A 23,996-nucleotide genomic window follows, 5' to 3' on the forward strand; every position below is an offset into this window, starting at 1 on the left:
ACCATATCCGGTGAGGAGTTATTTTAATTTGGTAACAAAAAATGCCGTATTTATGCGGTCTGTGGCGTTTCGCAAACGCCTAAAAAAATCAAATTATGTGAGGTAAGAATTATGAAGATTAATGATTTTAAAGAAAACAAAGAAACAAACAAAGAAGTGATGAAAAATAAGTTGGAGGATCTGAAATTGGAAAACATTAGAAGTTTATGGTATTTTATAAGCGCAAATGCTAAAGTTATTGTGGGAAGTAAAGGCTAAATATTTAAAAGTTAATAAAATAGTAGACGAAAACTTATTTGACTAAGCCGATATGGCTATCAAATAAGTTTTCGTATGAATAAGGAGTACATAGTGAAACTTGAAAATTACGGATTGAAAATAAAAAATAATATATTATTTGAAAATGTAAATGTTTTATTTGCAAATAGAATGATAAGTCATATATTAGGAAATAACGGATGCGGAAAGTCAAGTTTTGGAAAATCTTGTGTAGGTATGCTGAAGCATGAGGGCACAATAATTGGAAATCATAATGCAATTCTGATTGGGAGCAGTAGCAATATTCCAGGAGAATTTTCAATTAGAGATATCACGCAATTATTAAAAAAACGCTTTAAACATGATAAAGTGACTAATATATATCAATTGTTAAAATTGAATTTAATTCCAGATAATTTAGCAATTAAAAAAATGAGTGACGGACAGAAACAGAAAGTAAAATTATATGTTTTTTTGAGTGCAGAGGTAGACGTAATTATATTAGACGAATTTACGACTGCACTGGATAAAAACAGTACTTTAGATCTTTATAATTTTATTAATGAGTACCTAAAAATTTTCGATGGTGTCATTATTAATATCACACATAATTTATCTGATTTAGAATATATGCCTGGAGAATATTATTATGTTTCAGAAAGAAATATGTTGAAAATTTCTTCAAAACAGGAAGTAATAGATAGATATATAAAGGGAAAATGAAATATGGAGATTAGAAAAACTATAAAAAATAAATATTATATTTTTTGCTTTATTACGACTGCAATCTGCTTTTGGCTAGGCTATATTTTATTGGCGAGTCTTGATAAAATTACAAATCCGACAATTGCTGAATTATATAATAGTATTTATACGGTTTATACCGAGTTTGGAATGCTTATATTTCCAGTGCTTATTATACAGACATTTTCCAGAGATTACAAAAATAAAAACATTTTATTCTATAAAGTTATGGGATATAATTGGTTTCAATATTTTATTGAGAAGTTAATAATTAATTTTTTTTGTATCAGTATTCCGACCATTATAGGATTATTGATTGTAGGTATTATCTATATGGATTTTTCCTATTTGCCGATAATGGTCGTGTATTTTGAAAGTGTAATATGTTTTCAGGTTTTACTGGAAGGATTATGGGGATTTTTGTTTAAGAACATGATGGTTGGCTATATGGTGAATTTTGGGTATTGGCTGTTTTCTATTATAGTTGCTACGGCAGATGCTCATTTAAGTTTATTTGCACGTTATGATGCTGCAAATAGCGTTTATTTGAAATTGGGAAAATATTTTAATACAGGGAATACAAAATATTTAACAATTGGAGAAAATATAGGATATTCAATCGGAGTTTTTGGAGTTGTTCTTTGTATTGTTTATATTTTTAGAAGGAGATGGGAGAAAAATGGAATATAATTCATGCGGAATATTATTGACAGAAAATTGTAATGCAAAATGTGTTGTGATTCCAGAGGCAGAGTAATTGGTAAAACGTTATCTAAAAAAAGTAGGATTTAAATTTGTGTTTATATATCCAGCCTTTTATGTAGATACATCATATAGCTATTTGTTGCCTAAATATAAACGTATAGCCGTGTATTTAGCGGGAAACTTTACTAATTGTTTATTTGTTTTAGGGGTGATGTATTTATATCCTAAGTTATTGCCGTATTGCTATTTGGTTATATCAAACTTATTAATTAATTTTATACCGATAGTAAAGAGCGATGGATATTACGCATACATAACTTTTAGGGGGAAAACAAATAAAGGAATGGGTAGGATAAAAGAAAAAATGGATGATTTTATAAGAGGAACAATTATGTTTATCTTATTAAGTATGCTATCATACATATCAAATTGTTAAAAATAAATAATATCAACAAGGGCAGTATGAGAAGCTGCCCTTGTTTTGTTAATGTATAAAAGGAACCATATAAATTGGAAGACATATAATATCACCGTCTTTGCAGAAATCTTTGGTGTATACCAGATATTTCTGTAGAATACGGTCGGAATATTTCAGTGAAAATGCATCCAGAGATTTATGTGTTTTATAACCGGATGATTTTACTTCTATCGGGCAAACTTTATTTTTTTGTGCAAGAAGAAAATCGACCTCATAGTTATGATGTGAGGTTTTGTTCATAAATGTATGGTAAAACAGCTCGTTTCCATTGGAGTGCAGAAGTTGTGCCACGACATTTTCATACAGATATCCAAGATTCGTTCCAAGTTTGTCGTTTAAAAGTTTTTCATAAATAATATTTTCTGTAAAATCCTTATCTTTGAACATTAAAGTCGTAAATAATCCGGTATCACAGAGAAACAACTTGAATTTTGATAAATCTTTGTTGGTTGCCATGCCGGCATTTGGATCATTTGCATGATAGGATACGAGAACAGTTTTGGAATCTTTCAGTTCTGCAATCAGCTCTAAAATTGTGTCAGCTCTTTCATTGGAGAGAACGCTGGATACCTGATAGCGGGAAGCATTTTTGTTCAGCTGTGCCGGAATGGAGTCAAATAAAAGAGAGAGCTTTCCGGTTGCATCTATTTTCTTAAAATCATCCTCATATAAACTTAAAATATCACGTTTTATAGCATCCACTTTGCGAAAATTGTTCGTCTGGATATATTCATCTATAGCCTGTGGCATTCCGCCAACTAGCATATATAGACGGAAATCCCGAAGGAGTTTTCGATTCATGCTCTCGCCTGCCGGTTTTTGAGCGGTAAATAATTTTTGCAAAAGAACCGGAGTTGTGGTATCGCCTAGCGCCCATAAAAACTCTTCATAATCCATCGGAAACATACTTATTTTTCGCTCTTCGCTTGGAATAAGTATATTTTGCACATTTTTTTTGATGGAAATCAGGGAACCTGTTTCAATGTAATCATAGCGATGATCTTTGACCAGCGATTTAATTGCCTGTCTTGCCAGTGGGCAAAGTTGTACTTCATCGAAAATAATCAGTGATTTTCGTTCTATCAGATCGGTTCTGTATTGAAATTGTAATTGTAAAAACAGATAATTTAAATCGGAAACATCTTCAAAAAGTTCACGGACATTTTTGGATGCCGTGGAAAAGTCAATCAGAATATAACTGTCATATTCATTTTTCGCAAATTCTTCCACAACAGTAGATTTCCCAATTCGACGGGCTCCTTCTATCAATAGTGCTGTTTTTCCTGCAGATTCCTGCTTCCAGGCTAAGAGCTTGTCATATATTTTTCGCTTAAACATAAACATCTCCTACAAATGCGCATTTTTTATATTGTTATTTTACCACAAATGCGCATTTTTTAAAGCACTGTTTTACCACAAATGCGCATTTTCTACAGGATTATATACTGTGACCGCCACCACCACCGGAGTGGCCGCCACCGCCACCACCGCCGCCGCCGGAATGACCACCACCGCTGCTGCCGGAAGATACCGGACTGTAAGTACGCGACTGGCGGATGAATTGTGTGCGCGGGTTATTGATCTGCATCTGTGCATACAATCCGGTCATCACCTGTCTGCGGTCTGCCTTGTGGGAACGTGAACTCCACAGCGCGAAAAAGAGATTGAGAAACAGTGCAGCAACAATGGCCAGCAGCGCACTGCAGAGGTAGCGCATCGGTTCTGCAATTCGTTTGCCCTGCATCAGCGTTTCTATCTGGGCAAATGTCTTATTGGCACAGGTGTAATAATCTTTGTCGCGCGCGTAGGTATAAGTGTTATCGGTAATCGAACGTGCGCGGGAATTGGTGATGATTTTGTGCGCCTGTCCATCGCTGTAGAGATAAATCTCATTCAGGCAGCGGTCAATGACGAAGATCGTACCGTTGGCATGCGGACCAAAGACATCATCAAAATAATCTGCAGCAAAATCTTCGGTGGAAGATTTACTGTGTTCGGTTGTGGTTACAAAAGCCACATTACAGTATGCTGTCAGGTCATACAGCTGCTTTTGCAGACTGTTTTCCTGGGAGTCTGTCAGAAAATCCGCAGAATCATCCAGCACATAAACGTAGCCGGTTTCCTCATTGGAAGCGGAAACTGCGGATGCACAAACCGGTATGGTGCTGGCGGAGAGTATCAGACAAAATACAAATGCCGTAAGGATACGTTTTATTTTACGCACGGTCATCACCTCCCTGTTTGTCAAATTGTGGCAGCCGGCGGGTGGACAACAGATTATACGCATGGATAATACTGATGAACGATACGAGGATGGCAGCCATGGAAAGAATTGCGGCTCCGTAATAGTAGAGATCCGATACCGGATGCAGGAACCATACCCCAAACGAAAGTACCGCAGCACAGAGCGGAAGAATCCAGCCAAGCGGATTCGTTTTTGCGGCTAGCTCCGGCTGGGCTTCAGGGGTTTTCGGTTTGTCTGCAGCAGAAGCTTTCTTCGATTGGATGAACATTTTGCCCCGGTCATTTGCCCCGGTATCTTTTTGGTGGATAGAAACGCATTCGTAACAATAGACACCGATGGAAAGCAGTGACAAAAGCAGGGTAGTCATTACCAGGGAAGAGGGCTGTAAAAATGCCGACCATGCCAAAAGAGCAAAGATCGGAATTGCCAGAAGCAGCGAACCGAGCAGATAACGCTTCGGATCAATCGGGATATCCGCAACGACCAGTCCGGTCTGTCCGTTGACCGTTGCATAAGCGACACGGTCTTTTTTGCGGTAGGATAGAAACCATACCGGAAACATGGTACTGTCGATGGTTTCTGTTTTTGTATGGAGCTGTTCAGGACGGATGGTATCCATGGTAAAACCGGCAAATGTCCCGTCAGAAGCAATACGCCCGGTTGTTTCCGCAGATGCAGTGTATTCGGCATCGCCCTGATATACTTTTGCATCCACATCGGAAGTGTCCGCGTAAAATCCGCTTAAATAGGCGGGGGTAAAGGCTTTCATGCCTTTTAAATTATAAGGAGCCAGTTCTTCACTGATATTGTCATCAAAAGAGGATGAGGCATCATAGGAAAGACCTTTGTAGTAGGCATCCAGATCCCCGGTAAGTGCGTAGTGATCGGTAATAATATAATCACCGCGGCGGGAAGTCTTTTTCCCATTGAGCGAGAGAGAACCTTTCTGGGAGATATAAAATGCCCAGTAAGGCATGTAAATTCCGCGGAAACTATCGATATAAGAAGGATCGCGGAGTTCTTTTGGCGCAAAAATGGAATGTTTCATACGGCGTGCGTACGCTTCCTTACACTGTTCCTTTGTCTTCTGGAACGGAATAATATAATTGGGCCGTTTTTCGTGACTGATTCTGCTGTAAAGAATCGTGGAGGCTCCGCAGAAACTGCAGAAACCGGCAGCTGCATTGTCGGTACTTAAGATTTCACCGCCACACTGCGGACAGGTAAAGATCGTGACCTCGTAATCTCCGTCGAATGTCTTTGATTCTTCGGCATCACTTGTTTTCCCATCAAAATCATAAGGATCAAACAGTGTGTGACAATGCTCGCATGAGAGTTGCTGGGAAGGAATGTCAAATTTGAGATTTCCTCCGCAGTTTGGACATGATAGCATAGTGTTTTCCCTTTCCAAAACATTTTCCTTTGTAACTATTTTATTCTAGCATTGTGGAAATATTTTTACAATGGGTTTAAAGTCATAGAGCCTGAAAATACCGATTTACAGGGATTTTACAGACTTTACGCAAATTTACAGCAATTTTACAGCATTACAGAAATTTTACACAGGGTTTACATTCTGGGATGGTTTGATTTTACACTCCGATGATAAACTTATTACAATCTCAGAAAAAAAGTATACGGAGTGTAAAGTTTATGAAAAGAAATGGGGAGGAACCATAAGTGAACGAGACGATGAAAATTATTTTCGGACTGGTCGGAGGTCTGGCAATCTTTATTTACGGCATGAATATGATGAGCGAGTGCCTGCAGAAAGCAGCGGGGGAAAAGATGAAGAAAATCCTTGCCCTGCTTACAAAAAATCCGATTCTTGGTGTACTTGCAGGTGCTTTGACGACAGCGGTGTTACAGAGCAGCAGCGCAACAACGGTTATGACAATCGGCTTTGTCAGCGCAGGACTGATGTCGCTGCCACAGGCGATCTCCATTATTCTCGGTGCCAATATCGGTACGACCATGACGGCGCAGATTATTGCATTTAAAATAACGGATTATATTTATCTGTTCATTTTTGCGGGATTTCTTATTTCTTTTATTTCAAAGAAAGAAAAGGTGAAAAATATCGGACAGACAATTTTCGCATTTGGTTTGTTATTCCTTGGAATTGAGACGATGGGGGATGTGATGAAACCGCTGGCATCCAGTGCATTCTTTGTCAACATGATTGGAAAAGTGTCCCATATTCCGATTCTTGGGGTATGTGTGGGAGCGATGATGACACTTGTCGTACAAAGCAGCAGTGCAACGATTGCCGTATTACAGAATTTTGCATCCCAGGCAGGACCGGACGGTGTGACCAGTATCATCGGACTGGCCGGTGCCATCCCGATTCTGTTGGGAGACAATATCGGTACAACGATTACCGCAGTGCTGGCATCTATCGGACAGCCAAAAGATGCCAGAAGGACGGCGTTTGCCCATTGTGTATTTAATATTTCGGGAGCAATCTTATTCCTGTTCCTTGTAAAACCGTATGCAGCCCTGATTCAGTTCATTTCGCCGAAGGGAAACGAAATTGATGTGATTTCACGGCAGATTGCAAATGCCCATACGGGATTTAACCTTGTCATGACGCTGATCTGGATTCCACTCATTCCTCTGATGGTAAAAATTGTGATGAAACTTGTACCGGATGGGAAGGAAATGGGAGTTAAAGCACTGGAAAATCCAAACTATTTGGATAACAAGCTGATTGCACAGCCGGCAGCAGCATTGCAGCTGGTGGCAAAAGAAGTAATGTACTGCGCAAAAATTGTAGATGAAATGATCGGAAAACTGCAGTCCGGAAACGGAAAGATTGATAAAGAAAATGCAGGAATTGTAGAAGAAAAGGCGAAAATACTGCAGAAACTGTATGCGTCCATTAATGATTATTTTGCAGCACTGTATTCCGGAGGTGTGCTGACCGAGGAACAGGCATCACAAAGTGCCGGTATGCAGTCTATTCTCTGTGATATTGACCGGATCGGGCAACTGACGAGGGAAATCATGGAAACCGTGGCAAAACAGAATAAAGGAAAACATAAGTATTCCAAAGAAGCCTTAAAGGAACTGAAAAAGGCAATGGAACAGATCCAGATGATTTACGGAAGCTGCATCCGTGCGATTTCTGGGGATGTGGATATGGATATCAAAGAACTGATGCGGCAAAAAGAAGACATCATGCAGCTGGATGAAAAAATGCGCAAAAACCATATTGCCAGAGTGGGAAAGGGAAAGTGCGATTCCAAACTTACTATTCCGTTTAATGATGTGCTCCATAATATTGACCGGATCGGGAACAGTTGTGTAAATCTTGTGGAGGTAGCAAAGGAAAATGTAACTATGCAGGCATTTTTTGCAGAGGATTAGGGCATGTACATATGGAATCGGTTTTGGCATCAGCTGGCAGGGCAGCTGAAACGGGCAGAAAATATAATCCGGCAGAGGATAAAAAAACAGGAGACCAATCAAATGAAGAAGAACGAAAAATGTTATACAAACAGAGAATTGTCATGGCTGCAATTTAACGAGAGAGTTTTAAATGAAGCGGGAAATCCGCGGGTACCGCTGGCAGAACGCATGACTTTTGCATCCATTTACCAGACGAATCTGGATGAATTTTTCATGGTGCGCGTGGGTACACTCATGATGCAGATGAATGCAAAAGAAAAGGTAATTGAAAACAAGACCGGAATGACCAGTGAGGAACAGGTAAAAGAAATTTTAGCCCGTGTCTGTCTGCTGGAAAAGAAAAAGGCAAAAATTTATGAACAGCTCATGGGAGAACTTGAGCCAAAGGGAATCCGGATTATCAATTTTAACCGTCTTTCCAATGAAGAAGGAAGACTTCTTGAACAATATTTTGACGCACATATTGCACCGTTTTTATCTCCGATGGTCATTGGAAAACAGCAGCCGTTTCCGTTCCTTGCAAATAAGCAGCTGTATGCAATTGTGCTCCTGACATCACAGAAAGGAAAGAAAAAGACCGGAATTGTTCCGTGTTCCAACAGTGTGTTCAAACGTCTGATTGAGATACCGACCAGACCGGGATGTTTTATGCTGTCTGAGGAATTGATTCTGCATTTTATTTCAAAATTGTATCCGAAATATACCATTCGCGAGAAATCCATTATGCGTGTGACACGGAATGCAGATATTGATGCACATGATCTGTATGACGAAGATATGGATTACCGGGATATGATGGAGCAGCTTATCAAAAAACGTGTCCGTCTGGATCCCGTCCGGGTGGAACTGAGCCGTAAGATCAATGATGAAGCAAAGCAGGAACTGTCTAATTTTCTGGAAATTGGAACCAGTCATATTATTAATGTAAAGACACCGCTTGATCTTTCGTTTGTTTTTACGTTGCAGAATTATCTGCGTGACCAGAAAGAACTGTTCTATGAAAAGAGAAGCCCACGGGAGACTCCGGCATTATCCATGCATGAAAGTATCCTGTCACAGGTGGAAAAAAAGGATGTTCTGCTTTCCTATCCGTTTGAGAGCATGAAACCGTTTATCAAAATGTTGAATGATGCAGCGGAAGACCCGGATGTGGTATCCATCAAAATGACATTGTATCGTGTCGCAGACCGGAGCAAGATCATTGATGCGCTGATTGAGGCAGCGGAAAACGGAAAAGAAGTGGTGGTACTTGTGGAACTGCGGGCACGGTTTGACGAGGCAAATAACATTGAGATGTCGCACCGGCTCGAAGATGCCGGCTGCCAGATTCTGTATGGACTGGGCGATTACAAAGTACATTCGAAGCTTTGCCTGATCACACAGAAAAAAGGGGACAGTTATGCGTACATCACGCAGATTGGAACCGGAAATTACAACGAGAAAACTTCAAGACTGTACACGGACCTGTCTTTGATTACCGCAAATCAGGCAATCGGTGCCGATGCAGCAAAAGTGTTTCTTGCATTACAGCAGGGAGAAACGGTGGATGAGGTTTCGGAACTTCTGGTTGCACCGAAATGCCTGCAGAACAAAGTCCTTGAGATGATGGAGGAGCAGATTGCAAATAAAAAAGCCGGAAAAGAGGCTTATATCGGGGTTAAGATTAATTCCCTGACGGATAAAGTCCTGATTGATAAGATGATTGAGGCTTCCCAGACCGGTGTAAAGATTGATCTGATTGTGCGGGGCATCTGCTGCCTGAAGCCACAGATTCCGGGCGTGACGGAAAATATCCGGGTGATTTCCGTCGTTGGACGTTATCTCGAACATTCCAGAATTTATCGTTTGGGTGTGGGGGATGAGGAAAAGATGTACATTGCATCTGCCGATTTTATGACGAGAAATACGGTGCGCCGCGTGGAAGTGGCAGCTCCGGTTTATGATCCTGCAATCCGGGAGCGCATCCGGTATATTTTTGATACCATCATGAAAGATGATGAGAAGGGAAAAGAGCAGAATGCCGAAGGCATTTATGAGGACCGTCATATCAATGAGGAGCCGGTAAACTCACAGGAGATTTTCTTTCAGGATGCTTACGAGGCATGTCAAAAAGAAGATAGAAAATAATATATTGTAAATTTAATTTTACGTTCACTTTACTATTGTGTGATAGTACATTTTTCCCACATGCTTTATAATATAAAAAATAAAGCATGTGGAGGAAAAGATGAAAAAAACGAGGAAAAGATATTCCTTAAGAATATCGTTTTTGAAAGATTTATCATTTACATTTCTTATTCCATTTCTTGCAATTCTGCTTATAATTGTTATATACGCATTTCAAACAGTAAGGATGGATTCCAGAAAAAATGATCAGGCAGTTGCCAGTATGATTGCAAATCAAATGAATACAGAGATTGGAAAATATGCTGCGGTAGTAGAGACGGCAGCACTGCAGGAATCGGTTATATCTTTAGATTATACACAGGCAGAGCCGTATCTTCATAAGCTGATGGAACAGCAGGAGAAAGATGTCTGGTCACATTTTCTTATTACAAACCAGTATGGTACCGAACAGGTGCATACAGAAGGAAAAGAGGGACATGGGTATTCTATTGCGCAGGAAGATACCTTTCAGCAACCATGGAAAACAAAGAAAACTTATGTCAGTGAGCCGCAAATTTCTGTCAGTACCGGACGTGCAGTACTTGGGATCGGAACACCGATTTTCCGGGACGGAAAAGAAGTGGGAGTTCTTATTGGCTTTTTACGTCTGGAGGCTGTATCAGACATACTAAATAATAAAGTGACAGACCACAGTTATGCTTTTATGACAAATTCTGATGGGACGATCTCTGCACATCCCAAGGCAGAAATCGTATTAAAGAAAAAATTTCATGATAACGCAGAAATTGCTTCAAAAATGAAAGAAGGGAAAAAAGGAAGTACAGTTTATGGAAAGTATTTATATTCTTATTATCCCCTTGGAATTCATAATATGGAAATCTGTGTTGTTTCACCGGTAAAAGAAGCATTCCATGTAATGTATGGAATTTTATATGTTGCATTGGTTGGAATTGTGATATCCTGCATGGCAGGAATTTTTGGCACCATTCTTCTTTCCAGAAGGGTTAATGGTCTGGTGAACTGGATTGTTTCCCAGATGTTGAGGCTTGCTTCCGGGGACACACAAATAGAGAGGGGAAAGTCTGTCTCGTATGAAAAAACAAAAGAAGTTCATGAACTTTATAATGCTGTAAATTCTCTGGCTGATGCTCTGAAGCAAATATTGGAAAGCCTTGGGACGAATGCAACGGAGTTAGAAAGTACAGTGACAGAAGTATCCAATCACATTCATGAATCCAATCAGAAAATTGATCAGATTTCAGAACATGTGAACCAGTTTGCGTCAGGCATTGAAGAAGTAACGGAGGCGGCAGATAATCTGAAAAAGAGATCCGAGAAAAATCTTGAATTTGCTTCAGCCATTGCTGCCTATGCAGGTGAGGGAAATGATTATACTACAGAAATGAAAAGTAAAGCACAAAATTATAAAGATCAGGTACAACAGGGACAGAAACAGGCATTACAGATTTTGACACAAATCAGGGATCGATTGCTTTCTTCTATGGAGGAAAGTAAAAAAACCAATCAGATTAATGATTTGACACAGGAAATCCTTGAAATATCAGAGAATACCAATCTGCTTTCTTTAAATGCCTCTATTGAAGCAGCACGTGCCGGAGAGGCAGGAAAAGGGTTTGCTGTTGTAGCACAGGAAATACGCAAACTTGCGGATAATTGTGGAAATACAGCATCTAAAATTCAGGAGGTATGTGAGATTGTATCCAAAGCAGTGACCCATCTGAATACGGATGCAAATGCTCTGCTTGCGTATTTGGATTCTAATATATTGAAAGATTATGATGTATTTGTGGATGTGGCTGGCAATTATTATGGGGATGCAGCAAAAATTTCCCAAATGATGCTGCAATTTGCCGATCATGCATCCAAACTGAAAGACTCGTTTGCAAATATGGATGGAAAAATCACTCAGATTTCCGCAACGATGGATGGTAATGAGGATGAGATTACAAATATTGCAGAAAACACGAACGGAGTGGCTGGAGCATTACATCAGATTGAGAAGGAAATTACCGCATGTAATGAGGTATCTGTTCAGTTGAAAGAAGATCTCATGTGTTTTCAGATAGGGGATAACACATGAGAGGGTGCTAGTCTACAGGTACATAACTTTGATCCACATGGATCATAAACTGGTAGTTTCCTTCGATTTCCTGTAGCTTGTTTTCAATTTTTTCCTTTAGGTCTTCCGGACGGATCCGCATACCATAGGGGATGACCGCGTCAAAGGCAATGCTTGTGTGGGTATCGCAGTTGATCAGGCGGAAATCGTGGATGGTAATACGGCGGTCAATTTCAAGAACCTTTTGTTCTACCTGCTGCTGCATCTGGGCAATTGCGGCATTATTGGTTTCAATCGGATCCATGTGGATGACGGCTTCACATCCGAGTTTCTGATCCAGCTCCCGTTCAATGTGATCGATCATGTCATGGAGCTGAAAGACATCTTCATCCCCCGGAACTTCCAGATGCAGGGTGATCATGCGGCGGCCGGGACCGTAGTCATGAACAATCAGATCATGGATACCGTGTACTTTGGGATGGGACATGACAATGGCACGGATTTCCCGGACAAATGTCTGGTCCGGAGCTTTTCCGAGAAGCGGATCCATGGTGTCTTTGACCGCTTTTATTCCGGCATAGAGGATGAAAATGGCTACCAGCAGACCGCCAAATCCATCGACATTGATGGATGTCAGGCGCATAATAATCATGGCTGCCAGAACCACAGAGGTGGCAATGGTGTCGGAAAGCGAATCCATGGCGGTCGCCTGCATGGCATCCGAATCGAGTTTTTTCCCAATATAATGGTTGTAACAGTACATGTAGATTTTTACCAGAATGGAGCATACCAGAATTCCCATGGCAAGCAGACTTGTGTCTACGGCTTCCGGATGCAGAATTTTGGAAAAGGAAGTTTTTAAAAGTTCAAATCCCATCATCAGGATAGCAATCGCTACAACAAATCCCGACACATATTCAAACCTCCCATGTCCGAACGGGTGCTCCGAATCCGGAGTTTTCCCGGCATAAAGAAATCCGGCTAGTGTAATAAAAGAGGAACCGGCATCGGACAGGTTGTTGAATGCATCCGCTGTGATGGCAACGGAACCGCTTAACATTCCGGCAAAATATTTTCCGGCAAACAGGCAGACATTTAAGCAGATTCCAACGATACTGCACAGGGTGCCATATGCCTGCCGTTGTTCTTTTGCCGGACGGTTTTTGATAAAGATTTTCGCTAACATTGTAATCATGGATATCCCCCCAAGAATCATACATGTCCATTGGTTTTTCCTATTATATGCTACGTTTGGGAAAAGGTCAAATTATATAAATTTTACCTGCATTTTATACATGCACCATCCCAAAATTTACAGAGCCGGCATATAATTGGATATAAAAATGACAGGGAAAGGGGAGAAAAAATCATGCCGTCAACGTATGCACATTACCGGCTTGGACAGCAGGTCCGCAGGGAACTCGAAGGGAATGAGAGAAAAATCATTGAGAAATATCCACAGCTGTATCTGATCGGACTTCACGGACCGGATATTTTGTTTTACTATAAGCCATTAAGACCGAATCCGGTCAACCAGATCGGATATGATTTGCATGGACATTCCGGAAAAGAATTTTTTGAAAGAGCCAAAAATATAATTAATAGCCAGAAGGAAAAAGAACCATTTCTGGCATACACCTATGGAGTGCTTAACCATTTTGCACTTGATGTAAGCTGCCATGGGTATATTGATGAGAAAATTGCAGCAAGTGGTATTTCCCATACGGAAATTGAAGTAGAGTTTGACCGTATGCTTATGCTTATGGATGGGAAAGATCCGTTGCGGCAGAATCTGACGGAACATATTGTCCCGTGTATGGAAAATGCGGAAGTGATCCGCTGGTTTTATCCGAAAACGACACCGGCAGATGTCCGGGAAGCATTAAAAGGAATGATCACCTATAATAACATGCTGATTGCGCCATCCAGAATCAGGCGGTTCTTTATTTATGCACTTTTGTATGTTTCCGGGAATTACAAAGAAATGCACGGTCTGCTTGTAAATTACCGTAAAAATCCACAGTGTGAAGACAGCAACCGGCAGCTGATGCAGTATTACCGTCAGGCAAAACTCAGTGCCCTGCGGATGATCAGCCAGTTTGGCACTTATCTGGATGGGAGCAGGGGATTGGAACCTATCTTTGATTATAGTTTTGGATCACAGCTGGTTGGAAAAGAGGTTGTACAAAATGGAAAAGAGGTAAAACATGCAGTTTAAATTGACAAAAAAGGAGAAAAGCTGGATCCTTTATGATGTGGGCAATTCGGCATTTGTTTTGATGGTTTCCACAATACTTCCTGTTTACTTTAATTATCTTGCGCAAAATGCGGGAGTTTCGGATGTGGATTATCTGGCATACTGGGGGTATGCGGCATCCATTTCCACACTGATTGTTGCAGTTTTAGGACCGGTTATGGGAACGCTGGCAGACACCAGGGGATTCAAAAAGCCGCTCTTTTTATCGTGTATTCTGGTCGGGTGCGCCGGCTGTCTGCTGATGGGACTGACCACATGGTGGATTTCGTTTCTGGTAATTTTTATCATTGCAAAGGTTGGATTTCATTCCAGTCTGGTTTTTTATGACTCCATGCTTTCGGATGTGACAGCCCCGGAGCGGATGGATCGGGTTTCTTCTTCCGGATATGCCTGGGGATATGCAGGAAGCTGTATTCCTTTCGTTGTAAGTCTTGTTTTTGTACTTGGGTATCAGAAAATGGGATTTTCTTTTGAAACAGGAATGATGATTGCGTTTGCCGTGGTTGCGGTGTGGTGGCTTGTGATGTCGCTTCCTTTAATGAAACAGTATCGCCAGGTTCATTATGTAGAGCGGAAACCGCATGCCATGAGGGAAAGCGTTGGACGTATCATAGAAACGCTGCGCAGTGTACGGAAACAAAAGAAAATCTTTCTGTTTCTCATAGCATTCTTCTTTTTCATTGATGGAGTCTATACGATTATAGATATGGCAACGGCGTATGGTTCTGCCCTGGGGCTGGATTCCACAGGACTGCTTCTTGCATTGCTTGTGACACAGTTTGTTGCATTTCCGTTTTCCATTCTGTTTGGCAGGCTTGCGGAAAAATACGATACCGGAAAGCTGATTTTAACCTGTATTGCTGCGTATACGGGGATTACCGTTTTTGCCGTGTTTATGAAGGCACAGTGGCAGTTCTGGGTGCTGGCAATTTTTGTGGGAATGTTCCAGGGGGGCATTCAGGCACTGTCCCGGTCTTATTTTGCAAAAATTGTTCCGCCGGAGCGTTCCGGAGAGTATTTTGGTCTGATGGATATCTGCGGAAAAGGAGCATCCTTTATGGGAACGACGGTGGTCGGACTGACTTCCCAGGCTTTTGGGAGTATAAACATCGGGGTATCCGCGATCGTATTTCTTTTCCTTGCAGGAGCACTGTTTTTTATGAAAACAGAGCACAGTGGATCGGAAAGTACGAAAAATCAGGAGAACGTTATCATGGAACAGCAGATGTTCCATGATTAAAGTAATACAATATATGATGTGAATTTGTAATAGAAAATGATATAAAAATGTATTTAATATTTAATTAATATTTGATAAAATCTGAAGAAATCATTGACATATTTGATAATTGTGGTAAACTAATGTTAGTTGCAACTTACAAAAGGTTGTGCAGACTAAATTATTCTGATTCTTCTGAAAAAGTTCTTTTGAAAAAAAATGTTTCTTGGTCTAGGCGGTGGGGGCATTAAGAAAAATAAGGAGATTGCATATGAATTATGGTTTTGAATTAATGTCAGAAATAATTCCTCTTTGTATTGTAGCTGTGTTAGGAATTGATATGAAAAAGGGCGGAGAAAAAGATTTTTTACCATCTATTATTATTTTATCAATCATAGAAATCCCAGCACTGATTGTAACACTTTTTTGTATGTTCATAAAAATTCCACAATCAAATAGCCGACATATAATGGCAACTGCTCTTTTTGCTTTCGTTGCGCTTATATATGTTCTTTGTCGAAAAAAAAAATAGAAATATTGTTCATTTAAACAATAGGGAGTAATTTATTTGAGTATTTGAAATAATAAAAGACCGTGTGGGCATGAGAGGATGCACACGGTCTTTTGTTGTCATAAAACGTATTCCATGTTAAAATGATAGGCGAATAAACGGATGAAGGACAACAGAATGGAATTTTTAAAAGCAAATTATCATGCACATACATGGCGGTGCCAGCATGCCTATGATACGGAGAGAGAATATATTGAAGCAGCGATTTCCATGGGAATTGAAATTTTCGGATTTTCCGATCATGTGCCGTGCCCCTATCAGGACGGATATGTATCCAATATCCGGATGACCATGAAACAGGCGCCGGAATATGTGGAGACGATCCGAAGGCTCGAAGCGGAGTACCGGGATCAGATAAAAATATATGTAGGATTTGAGGCGGAGTATGTTCCGGAATTTTACGAAGAACAGATGCGGATGTTCCGCAACCTCGGATGTGATTATATGATCATGGGGCAGCATTTCCTGGGATCGGAAGAAAACGGACCATATACAGGGACAGAGACGGAGGATGAAAGCCGTATCCGCAGATATGTGGATCTCGTAATCGAAGGGATGCAGACCGGAAGCTATGCGTATCTTGCCCATCCGGATCTGATGAATTATCAGGGAATGGATTCGGTATACGACTGGGAGATGACCCGGTTGTGCAAAGAAATGAAGGAACTGGACATCCCATTGGAGATCAATATGCTCGGCATGGGAGAAGGGGCAAGGCATTATCCGGCAGAGCGTTTCTGGAAGATTGCCGGGGAAGTCGGAAATAAAGCAATTCTCGGATTGGATGCCCATTGTGTGAGACATATTCAGGATGTGGATTCTTACAGAAAATGTATGGAATTGGCAGAAAAGTATAATTTGAACTTAATAAATAAGCTGGAGCTCTAGCGCATTTTTCCTGTTTCGTCAAGTGAAAATTTTTACAAAACAGGCAGGTCTATTTGTGAGATTTGACCTATGGTCTTTACCTACCATATATTGTATAATGAAAGCCGTCGTGAACAAAACTTGGTAGTAATAAGGAGCAAAAAGAAGTATGTCAGATGAAGTTTTAGACGATGTCATGTTAAAGGGAAATTGTAAGGGGAAGGCAGATGCAATTGTAAACTGCCAGTGCAGCATTGAGACTGCACCAAAGCGCTGTGAGCAGGCGGAACACTGCATGTTTTATTCCTACTACAAATGTAGTAAGCAGTGGAAGCGACTGGGATAGTCATCGCTGAAATGAGAAGGAGAAAAGACTTTTGCCTTGGCGAGGATGCCGGAGCAAAGGTCTTTTTGCTTTTTAAAGGAAAAGGAGTATGCTTTATATGAAGAAAATTCTGGTACTCAGTGATTCGCACGGAAATGTAAATAATATGGTCACGGCAGTCAGCCGGTTACAGCCGGACATCATCATTCATCTGGGGGACTGCTGGGCGGATGCAGAACAGCTGCACCGGAAATTTCCTATGACGATAATGGAACAGGTGCCGGGAAACTGTGATTGCCGTCAGGACATCCCGGAACGGATTCTACTGATCGAAGGAAAAAAAATACTGATCTGCCATGGGCATACATTTAATGTAAAAGCCGGATATCTGAATCTGGAATATGCGGCAGAGGAGCGGAAAGTTGATGCTGCACTGTTCGGGCATACCCACCGGGTTTTTTATGACAAACACAACCGGATCGCCTATATGAATCCGGGAAGCATCGGACAGCCACCTTACGGAATACCGCCATCATACGGGATTCTGCAGGTGGACGGATCAAGCAATACGATCGCAACGGATGTGATCTATCTGGAAGAAAATAATTGACGAAAGCCAGACGGTAGAAGTATAATAGCAGAAGTTATTATTCTTGAAGGAGAAAAGTTAAAAATGGTTAAGGTTGTAAAATTTGGTGGCAGCTCGCTGGCGAGTGCCGAGCAGTTTGCCAAGGTTGGCGATATTATCCGTGCGGATGAATCCAGAAAATATGTAGTGCCGAGTGCTCCTGGAAAGCGTAATTCCAGAGATACCAAGGTTACGGATATGTTATATGCATGCTACGCGAAAGCAGAGGCAGGCGAGGAGTTCCGTGTTCCTCTCATGAAGATCAAAGAGCGTTATGATTCCATTATCAACGGACTTGGACTGAAAGTAACGCTGGATGAGGAGTTTAAGACAATTTCCAAAAACTTTAAGGAAAAAGCCGGTGTGGATTATGCGGCTTCCCGCGGAGAGTATCTGAATGGTATTCTTATGGCAGATTATCTTGGATATGAGTTTATCGATTCTGCAACCGTAATCTTTTTTGATGAAGAAGGAAATCTGGATGCAGACAAGACCGACAAGGTTCTGGCGAAGAAGCTTTCTGAATGTGAAAAAGCTGTCATTCCGGGATTTTATGGAATTGGTGCTGACGGAAGGGTGAAAACATTCTCCCGCGGCGGTTCGGATATTACCGGGTCCATTGTTGCAAAAGCATGTCATGCAAGTTTATATGAGAACTGGACAGATGTATCCGGATGTCTCGTGGCAGATCCGCGTATCATTGACAATCCGCAGCCGATCCATGTGATCACATACCGCGAATTAAGAGAGCTTTCTTATATGGGAGCTTCCGTACTTCATGAGGACGCGGTATTCCCGGTACGAAAGGCCGGCATTCCGATCAATATCCGCAATACCAATGATCCGGAGGCAGAGGGAACCCTGATCGTAGAGAGTACCTGCCAGAAACCGGAATACACGATTACCGGTATTGCCGGTAAAAAAGGATTTGTCGCAGTAAGCATTGACAAAGATATGATGAATTCCGAAGTCGGCTTCTGTCGTAAAGCATTACAGGCATTTGAGGAAAACGGAATTTCGATCGAGCATATGCCATCCGGTATTGACACCATGACCGTATTTGTGCATCAGGAAGAGTTTGAAGGCAAGGAGCAGCAGGTGATCAGCTCCATCCGCCGTCTGACCCATCCGGATGTGATTGATTTGGAAGCTGATCTGGGTCTGATCGCGGTTGTGGGACGTGGAATGAAATCTACCCGCGGTACTGCAGGCAGAATCTTTTCTGCACTGGCCCATGCGAACATCAATGTCAAGATGATTGACCAGGGATCTTCCGAGTTAAATATTATTATTGGTGTCAGCAATGACGATTTCGAGGCTGCCATCAAGGCAATCTACGATATCTTTGTAGAGACCAGACTTTAGTAATAATGATTCTGCACCTTATGACGCTCTCTTTCATATGTTATATGGAAGGGAGCGTTTTTATATGACCGGAAATATCGTGATTTTTGTTACGGATCAGCGACAAAGCAATCTTGCCGCATGTCTTCCGGGAAAGATACACCGACTGGACTGGAGACGGGGAGTGGAAAAGGAAGAGGCGCTGAAAGTGCTGGATAACAGCAGGTATCTTGTGCTGCCGGTTCCTGTTACAAAGATTGAGAGAAACCATGATGTAAACCTTATATTAAAGGAGGAACTGACGAGGGAAAAAGAAAGGGACTGGATGCTGTTTGGAGGAATTTTCGGACCGGAATGGAGGCAGCGCTGTGAGGATGCGGGAACGGAATATTATGATATGATGACAGATGCGGTGGTTGTGCACCGCAACGCATGTATTACGGCAGAAGCAACGGTTGCTGAAATTCTAAAATACAGTGATTATTCTATTCGGGAGCAGAAAATTATTGTCAGCGGGTATGGAAGATGCGGCAGGGAGATCGCCAGGGTTTTGTCTGCGATGGGAGCGAAAGTGACAGTGCTGGCAAGGAGTGCAGAGGCACGCCGGCTGGCACGAACGGAAGGACATGAGGCAGTCGATTTTTCATACGGACCGGAGGAAGCATATGGGGCACGCACGGTTGTAAACACGGTTCCGGCACTTGTGATCCGTGAGCCGATGATCCGTGAAATGCATTCGGATGCCGTGATCATTGATATTGCATCAAGACCCGGCGGTACGGATCTGATGGCAGCGGAGGCATATGGAATCAAAGTTGTGGCGGCATTGGGACTTCCGGGGCTGTATACGACAAAGAGCAGTGCCAAAGTGCTGGCAGATGCAATTCTTGAACACAGTAAAATCAGGCAGGACAGGAAAGAGGCAAAGACATGGATTTATCAAATCGCAATATAGGGTATGGGATTACCGGTTCTTTCTGTACATTCGCAAAAACCAGGAAAGAGATTCAGAGATTGACGGAGATGGGAGCACATGTGATTCCCATCTTTTCTTATCAGACGCAGAACTGTGATACGCGGTTTGGAACGGCAAAAGAGTTTATGGAAGAAGTCTGTGACATAACGGGGAACCCTGGAATCCGCACACTTCAGGAGGCAGAACCGATCGGACCGAAGGGATATCTGGATGTGATGGCGATTGCGCCGTGTACAGGAAATTCTGCGGCGAAGCTGGCGAATGCAATCACCGATACTCCGGTTCTGATGGCTGCCAAAGCGCATATGCGCAATGGCAAACCACTGGTAATTGCCATATCCACCAACGATGCACTGGGAGCCAGTTTTAAAAATATCGGGATGCTGATGAATACGAAACATATTTATTTTGTGCCATTCGCACAGGATAATTATGAAAAAAAACCAAATTCGATGGTGGCAAAAATGGAACTTTTGCCGGAGACGATTTCAGCAGCTTTGGAAGGAAAGCAGTTGCAGCCGGTGGTACGGGGATAAAAAAGCCCCCAGACAGATCTGTCTGGGGAGGCTTTTACATAATCCGGTAATGGTATTATGCATTTTTTTGTGCATCATAGGCTTCGCGCAATGCCTTGGCAAGCTGATCACCGCAGGAGGTGTTTTTCATGCCGCAGTGAATACCGGAGATACGGCGTTCCACTTCTTCAACAGTCATGCCCTCAACCAGACGGGGAATTGCCTGAAGATTTCCCTGACAGCCGCCGGTGAATTTAACATTTTTAACAATATTTCCGTCCAGCTCCACTTCGATCTGTGTGGAACAGGTGCCTTTTGTTTTGTAAATATAAGACATGGGTTGTTACCTTCCTTTCTGTTTCTTCCTTGTGTTTGGAATACAATAATCGTTCTCTTATCATAGCAAGCTGTTTACAAATTTTCAATAGCAGAATCCCGTTCGTTCATAAAAAGTTTATAAAACATTCATGGCCTTTGAGTTGTGTAAATGTGGAGAAAGTGGTACAATACCTATATTCTATGCGAGTTAGGAGCAAAATATATTATGAGTGCATTGACTAAAATTTTTGGTACACACAGTGACAGGGAGTTGAAACGAATTACGCCCCTCGTAGATAAAGTGGAATCTTATCGTGACGAGATGAAGGCACTTTCGGATGAAGAATTACGGGGAAAGACAAAAGAATATAAAGAGCGTCTGGAAAAAGGAGAGACACTTGACGATCTGCTTCCGGAAGCGTATGCGACCGTACGTGAGGCAGCAAGCCGTGTGCTTGGCATGGAGCATTACAGAGTACAGATTATCGGTGGTATTATCCTGCATCAGGGACGTATCGCAGAGATGAAGACAGGTGAAGGTAAGACACTGGTATCTACACTTCCGGCTTATCTGAATGCGCTGGAGGGCAAAGGGGTATATATCGTCACCGTCAATGATTATCTGGCAAAACGAGATTCCGAGTGGATGGGAAAAGTGCATGAATTCCTCGGACTGACCGTTGGTGTTGTATTGAATGATATGAGCAACGATGAGCGCCGTGACGCTTACAATTGCGATATTACATATATTACAAATAACGAACTTGGATTTGATTACCTGCGTGACAACATGGTGATCTACAAGGAGCAGCTGGTACAGAGAGGCCTACACTATGCGATCATCGATGAGGTCGATTCCGTATTGATCGATGAGGCGCGTACACCTCTTATTATTTCCGGGCAGAGTGGAAAGTCCACCAAATTATATGAAGCATGTGATATTTTAGCGCAGCAGCTGACACGTGGTGAGGATGTACCGGAGTATTCCAAGATGGATGCCATCATGGGAATTGAGCAGGAAGAAACCGGAGACTTTATCGTAAATGAAAAGGACAAACTGGTGAATCTGACACAGCAGGGTGTGGAAAAGGTTGAGAAATTTTTCCATATTGATAACCTGGCAGATCCGGAGAACCTGGAGATCCAGCATAATGTGATCCTTGCGCTCCGTGCACATTATCTGATGTTCCGCGATCAGGATTACGTGGTAAAAGAGGATCAGGTTATGATCGTTGACGAGTTTACCGGACGTATCATGCCGGGTCGTCGTTATTCCGATGGTCTGCATCAGGCAATCGAGGCAAAAGAGCATGTAAAGGTTAAGAGAGAGAGCAAGACACTTGCAACCATTACATTCCAGAACTTCTTCAATAAATTTGAGAAGAAAGCCGGTATGACCGGTACGGCTCTGACGGAGGAAAAAGAGTTCCGTGATATTTACGGCATGGACGTTATTGAGATTCCTACCAACCGTCCGATTGCACGTATCGATCATCAGGATGCGGTATATAAGACGAAGAAAGAAAAATTCAAAGCAGTTGTTGAGGAAGTCAAGGAAGCACATGAGAAGGGACAGCCGGTTCTGGTTGGTACCATCACGATTGAGACTTCCGAGCTGATCAGCGGAATGTTAAAGCGTGAGGGAATTCCGCATACCGTATTGAATGCAAAATTCCATGAGCAGGAGGCCGAGATCGTTGCACAGGCAGGACAGCACGGAGCGGTTACCATCGCTACGAACATGGCTGGTCGTGGTACCGATATCAAGCTGGACGAGGATGCACGTGAAGCCGGAGGTTTAAAGATCATCGGTACCGAGCGTCATGAATCCCGCCGTATCGATAATCAGCTGCGTGGTCGTGCCGGACGTCAGGGAGATCCGGGTGAATCCCAGTTCTTTATTTCTCTGGAAGATGATCTGATGAGACTGTTCGGTTCCGAGCGTCTGATGTCAGTATTTAACGCACTTGGTGTTCCGGAAGGTGAGCAGATTCAGCACAAGATGCTTACTTCTGCCATCGAGAAGGCACAGGAAAAGATCGAGTACAACAACTATGGTATTCGTAAGAATCTGTTAGAGTATGATCAGGTAAACAACGATCAGAGAGAGATCATTTACAAAGAGCGTATGTCCGTATTAAATGGAGACAGCATGCGTGATGCGATCTTTAAGATGATTCAGGAACAGGTGGAGAAATCAGTCGATACCTGTATTTCGAATGAGATTCCGCGCGAAGAGTGGAATTTAAATGAATTAAATGAAATTCTTCTGCCGGTGATTCCTCTTGAACCTGTTACAGAGAAAAATATCGAAGATATCAAGGATGTCAAAGAATTAAAGCAGCATCTGAAAGAACAGGCAGTGCTTTTATATGAAGCTAAAGAGACCGAATTCCCAGAGATCGAGCAGTTCCGTGAGCTGGAGCGTGTCGTATTGCTGAAGGTGATCGACCGCAAGTGGATGGATCATATCGACGATATGGATCAGCTCCGTCAGGGTATCGGATTACAGGCATACGGACAGAGAGATCCGCTGGTTGAGTATAAGATGGCCGGATTTGATATGTTCGATGAAATGATCGCGGGTATTCAGGAGGATACCATTCGTCTTCTCTATCATGTACAGGTAGAGCAGAAGGTAGAGCGTGAGCAGGTCGCAAAAGTAACCGGGACCAATAAGGACGAGAGTGCGGCAAAAGCACCGAAGAAGCGTGAACACGCCAAGGTATATCCGAATGATCCATGTCCATGCGGCAGTGGTAAGAAATATAAGCAGTGCTGCGGACGTAAGGTTGTATAAAATCGAAGCAGATAACAAAAACGTGGAAACCATCATGGTTTCCACGTCAGACCGTAGACAAAGTGCTCCGAGAAACTTCCGTTTCTCGGAGCATTTTTCTTTGTGTTTATGAAATTTATTCCGAAAAC

21 protein-coding genes are annotated in these 23,996 nt (G+C 42.1%); 16 read left to right on the forward strand and 5 right to left on the reverse strand.

Annotation, left to right across the window (positions count from 1 at the left end; translation table 11 throughout):
* Positions 1 to 111: 111 nt before the first annotated feature.
* The 3 genes from M72_RS17140 to M72_RS09155 all read left to right on the forward strand — a co-directional run bounded on the left by M72_RS17140 (position 112) and on the right by M72_RS09155 (position 1,692).
* Positions 112 to 258 (forward strand): hypothetical protein, encoded by a 147-nt coding sequence (locus M72_RS17140; RefSeq protein ID WP_171029098.1) that lies wholly within the window; start codon positions 112 to 114, stop codon positions 256 to 258.
* 93 nt (positions 259 to 351) lie between these two features.
* A complete protein-coding gene (locus tag M72_RS09150; protein ID WP_055067995.1) occupies positions 352 to 981 on the forward strand; it encodes an ATP-binding cassette domain-containing protein in 630 nt (209 codons plus the stop codon).
* A gap of 3 nt (positions 982 to 984) precedes the next feature.
* Positions 985 to 1,692: an ABC transporter permease gene (locus M72_RS09155; protein ID WP_055067996.1), complete on the forward strand. Its 708-nt coding sequence runs from the start codon at positions 985 to 987 to the stop codon at positions 1,690 to 1,692.
* Positions 1,693 to 2,191: 499 nt separating this feature from the next.
* Here the strand turns inward: M72_RS09155 and M72_RS09160 are convergent, their stop codons facing one another.
* The 3 genes from M72_RS09160 to M72_RS09170 all read right to left on the reverse strand — a co-directional run bounded on the left by M72_RS09160 (position 2,192) and on the right by M72_RS09170 (position 5,823).
* The gene (locus M72_RS09160) at positions 2,192 to 3,523 is read right to left on the reverse strand and encodes an ATP-binding protein (RefSeq protein WP_055067997.1); all 1,332 of its coding nucleotides are present in this window, start codon (positions 3,521 to 3,523) and stop codon (positions 2,192 to 2,194) included.
* A gap of 100 nt (positions 3,524 to 3,623) precedes the next feature.
* Positions 3,624 to 4,409: a TPM domain-containing protein gene (locus tag M72_RS09165; protein WP_055067998.1), complete on the reverse strand. Its 786-nt coding sequence runs from the start codon at positions 4,407 to 4,409 to the stop codon at positions 3,624 to 3,626.
* A complete protein-coding gene (locus M72_RS09170; RefSeq protein ID WP_055067999.1) occupies positions 4,402 to 5,823 on the reverse strand; it encodes a TFIIB-type zinc ribbon-containing protein in 1,422 nt (473 codons plus the stop codon). The genes M72_RS09165 and M72_RS09170 overlap by 8 nt, the downstream gene beginning before the upstream one ends.
* Positions 5,824 to 6,110: 287 nt before the next feature.
* On the opposite strand from M72_RS09170, the gene M72_RS09175 reads away from it, so the two are divergent.
* The 3 genes from M72_RS09175 (at position 6,111) to M72_RS09185 (ending at position 12,069) form a co-directional block, all read left to right on the forward strand.
* Complete coding sequence (locus M72_RS09175) at positions 6,111 to 7,799, forward strand: Na/Pi cotransporter family protein (RefSeq protein ID WP_055068000.1); 1,689 nt, start codon at positions 6,111 to 6,113, stop codon at positions 7,797 to 7,799.
* Positions 7,800 to 7,877: 78 nt separating this feature from the next.
* On the forward strand, positions 7,878 to 9,968 hold the full coding sequence (gene ppk1 / locus M72_RS09180; RefSeq protein ID WP_416389707.1) for a polyphosphate kinase 1: 2,091 nt from the start codon (positions 7,878 to 7,880) through the stop codon (positions 9,966 to 9,968).
* 226 nt (positions 9,969 to 10,194) lie between these two features.
* On the forward strand, positions 10,195 to 12,069 hold the full coding sequence (locus tag M72_RS09185) for a methyl-accepting chemotaxis protein (protein WP_176694778.1): 1,875 nt from the start codon (positions 10,195 to 10,197) through the stop codon (positions 12,067 to 12,069).
* Positions 12,070 to 12,076: 7 nt separating this feature from the next.
* On the opposite strand, the gene M72_RS09190 is transcribed toward M72_RS09185, so the two are convergent.
* The gene (locus tag M72_RS09190) at positions 12,077 to 13,243 is read right to left on the reverse strand and encodes a cation diffusion facilitator family transporter (protein WP_055068002.1); all 1,167 of its coding nucleotides are present in this window, start codon (positions 13,241 to 13,243) and stop codon (positions 12,077 to 12,079) included.
* A gap of 174 nt (positions 13,244 to 13,417) precedes the next feature.
* On the opposite strand from M72_RS09190, the gene M72_RS09195 reads away from it, so the two are divergent.
* The 9 genes from M72_RS09195 (at position 13,418) to M72_RS09230 (ending at position 20,771) form a co-directional block, all read left to right on the forward strand.
* Positions 13,418 to 14,266, forward strand: coding sequence for a zinc dependent phospholipase C family protein (locus M72_RS09195; protein ID WP_055068003.1), 849 nt, complete (start codon positions 13,418 to 13,420; stop codon positions 14,264 to 14,266).
* A complete protein-coding gene (locus M72_RS09200; RefSeq protein ID WP_055068004.1) occupies positions 14,256 to 15,545 on the forward strand; it encodes an MFS transporter in 1,290 nt (429 codons plus the stop codon). Before M72_RS09195 ends, M72_RS09200 begins: the two co-directional genes overlap by 11 nt.
* 250 nt (positions 15,546 to 15,795) lie before the next feature.
* Positions 15,796 to 16,056, forward strand: a complete 261-nt coding sequence (locus M72_RS09205; protein WP_055068005.1) for a hypothetical protein — start codon at positions 15,796 to 15,798, stop codon at positions 16,054 to 16,056.
* A 141-nt stretch (positions 16,057 to 16,197) separates the two neighbouring features.
* Positions 16,198 to 16,983 (forward strand): histidinol-phosphatase, encoded by a 786-nt coding sequence (locus tag M72_RS09210; RefSeq protein WP_261291809.1) that lies wholly within the window; start codon positions 16,198 to 16,200, stop codon positions 16,981 to 16,983.
* A 148-nt stretch (positions 16,984 to 17,131) separates the two neighbouring features.
* The gene (locus M72_RS17145) at positions 17,132 to 17,308 is read left to right on the forward strand and encodes a hypothetical protein (RefSeq protein WP_022045891.1); all 177 of its coding nucleotides are present in this window, start codon (positions 17,132 to 17,134) and stop codon (positions 17,306 to 17,308) included.
* A gap of 97 nt (positions 17,309 to 17,405) precedes the next feature.
* Positions 17,406 to 17,897, forward strand: a complete 492-nt coding sequence (locus M72_RS09215; protein ID WP_055068011.1) for a metallophosphoesterase family protein — start codon at positions 17,406 to 17,408, stop codon at positions 17,895 to 17,897.
* Positions 17,898 to 17,960: 63 nt separating this feature from the next.
* Positions 17,961 to 19,280: an aspartate kinase gene (locus tag M72_RS09220; protein ID WP_055068006.1), complete on the forward strand. Its 1,320-nt coding sequence runs from the start codon at positions 17,961 to 17,963 to the stop codon at positions 19,278 to 19,280.
* A 64-nt stretch (positions 19,281 to 19,344) separates the two neighbouring features.
* A complete protein-coding gene (locus M72_RS09225) occupies positions 19,345 to 20,214 on the forward strand; it encodes an NAD(P)-dependent oxidoreductase (RefSeq protein WP_055068007.1) in 870 nt (289 codons plus the stop codon).
* Entirely contained in the window at positions 20,190 to 20,771 is a 582-nt protein-coding gene (locus M72_RS09230) for a dipicolinate synthase subunit B (RefSeq protein WP_055068008.1), read from the forward strand. Before M72_RS09225 ends, M72_RS09230 begins: the two co-directional genes overlap by 25 nt.
* A 55-nt stretch (positions 20,772 to 20,826) precedes the next feature.
* Here M72_RS09230 and M72_RS09235 read toward each other — a convergent pair whose 3' ends face one another.
* The gene (locus tag M72_RS09235; RefSeq protein WP_022045896.1) at positions 20,827 to 21,087 is read right to left on the reverse strand and encodes a TIGR03905 family TSCPD domain-containing protein; all 261 of its coding nucleotides are present in this window, start codon (positions 21,085 to 21,087) and stop codon (positions 20,827 to 20,829) included.
* Between the two features lie 207 nt (positions 21,088 to 21,294).
* Between M72_RS09235 and secA the strand changes: the two genes are divergently transcribed.
* Positions 21,295 to 23,868: a preprotein translocase subunit SecA gene (gene secA / locus M72_RS09240; protein WP_055068009.1), complete on the forward strand. Its 2,574-nt coding sequence runs from the start codon at positions 21,295 to 21,297 to the stop codon at positions 23,866 to 23,868.
* The last annotated feature ends 128 nt before the right edge of the window (positions 23,869 to 23,996 follow it).

This window comes from Roseburia faecis, from assembly GCF_001406815.1.
Classification (GTDB): Bacteria; Bacillota; Clostridia; order Lachnospirales; family Lachnospiraceae; genus Roseburia; species Roseburia faecis.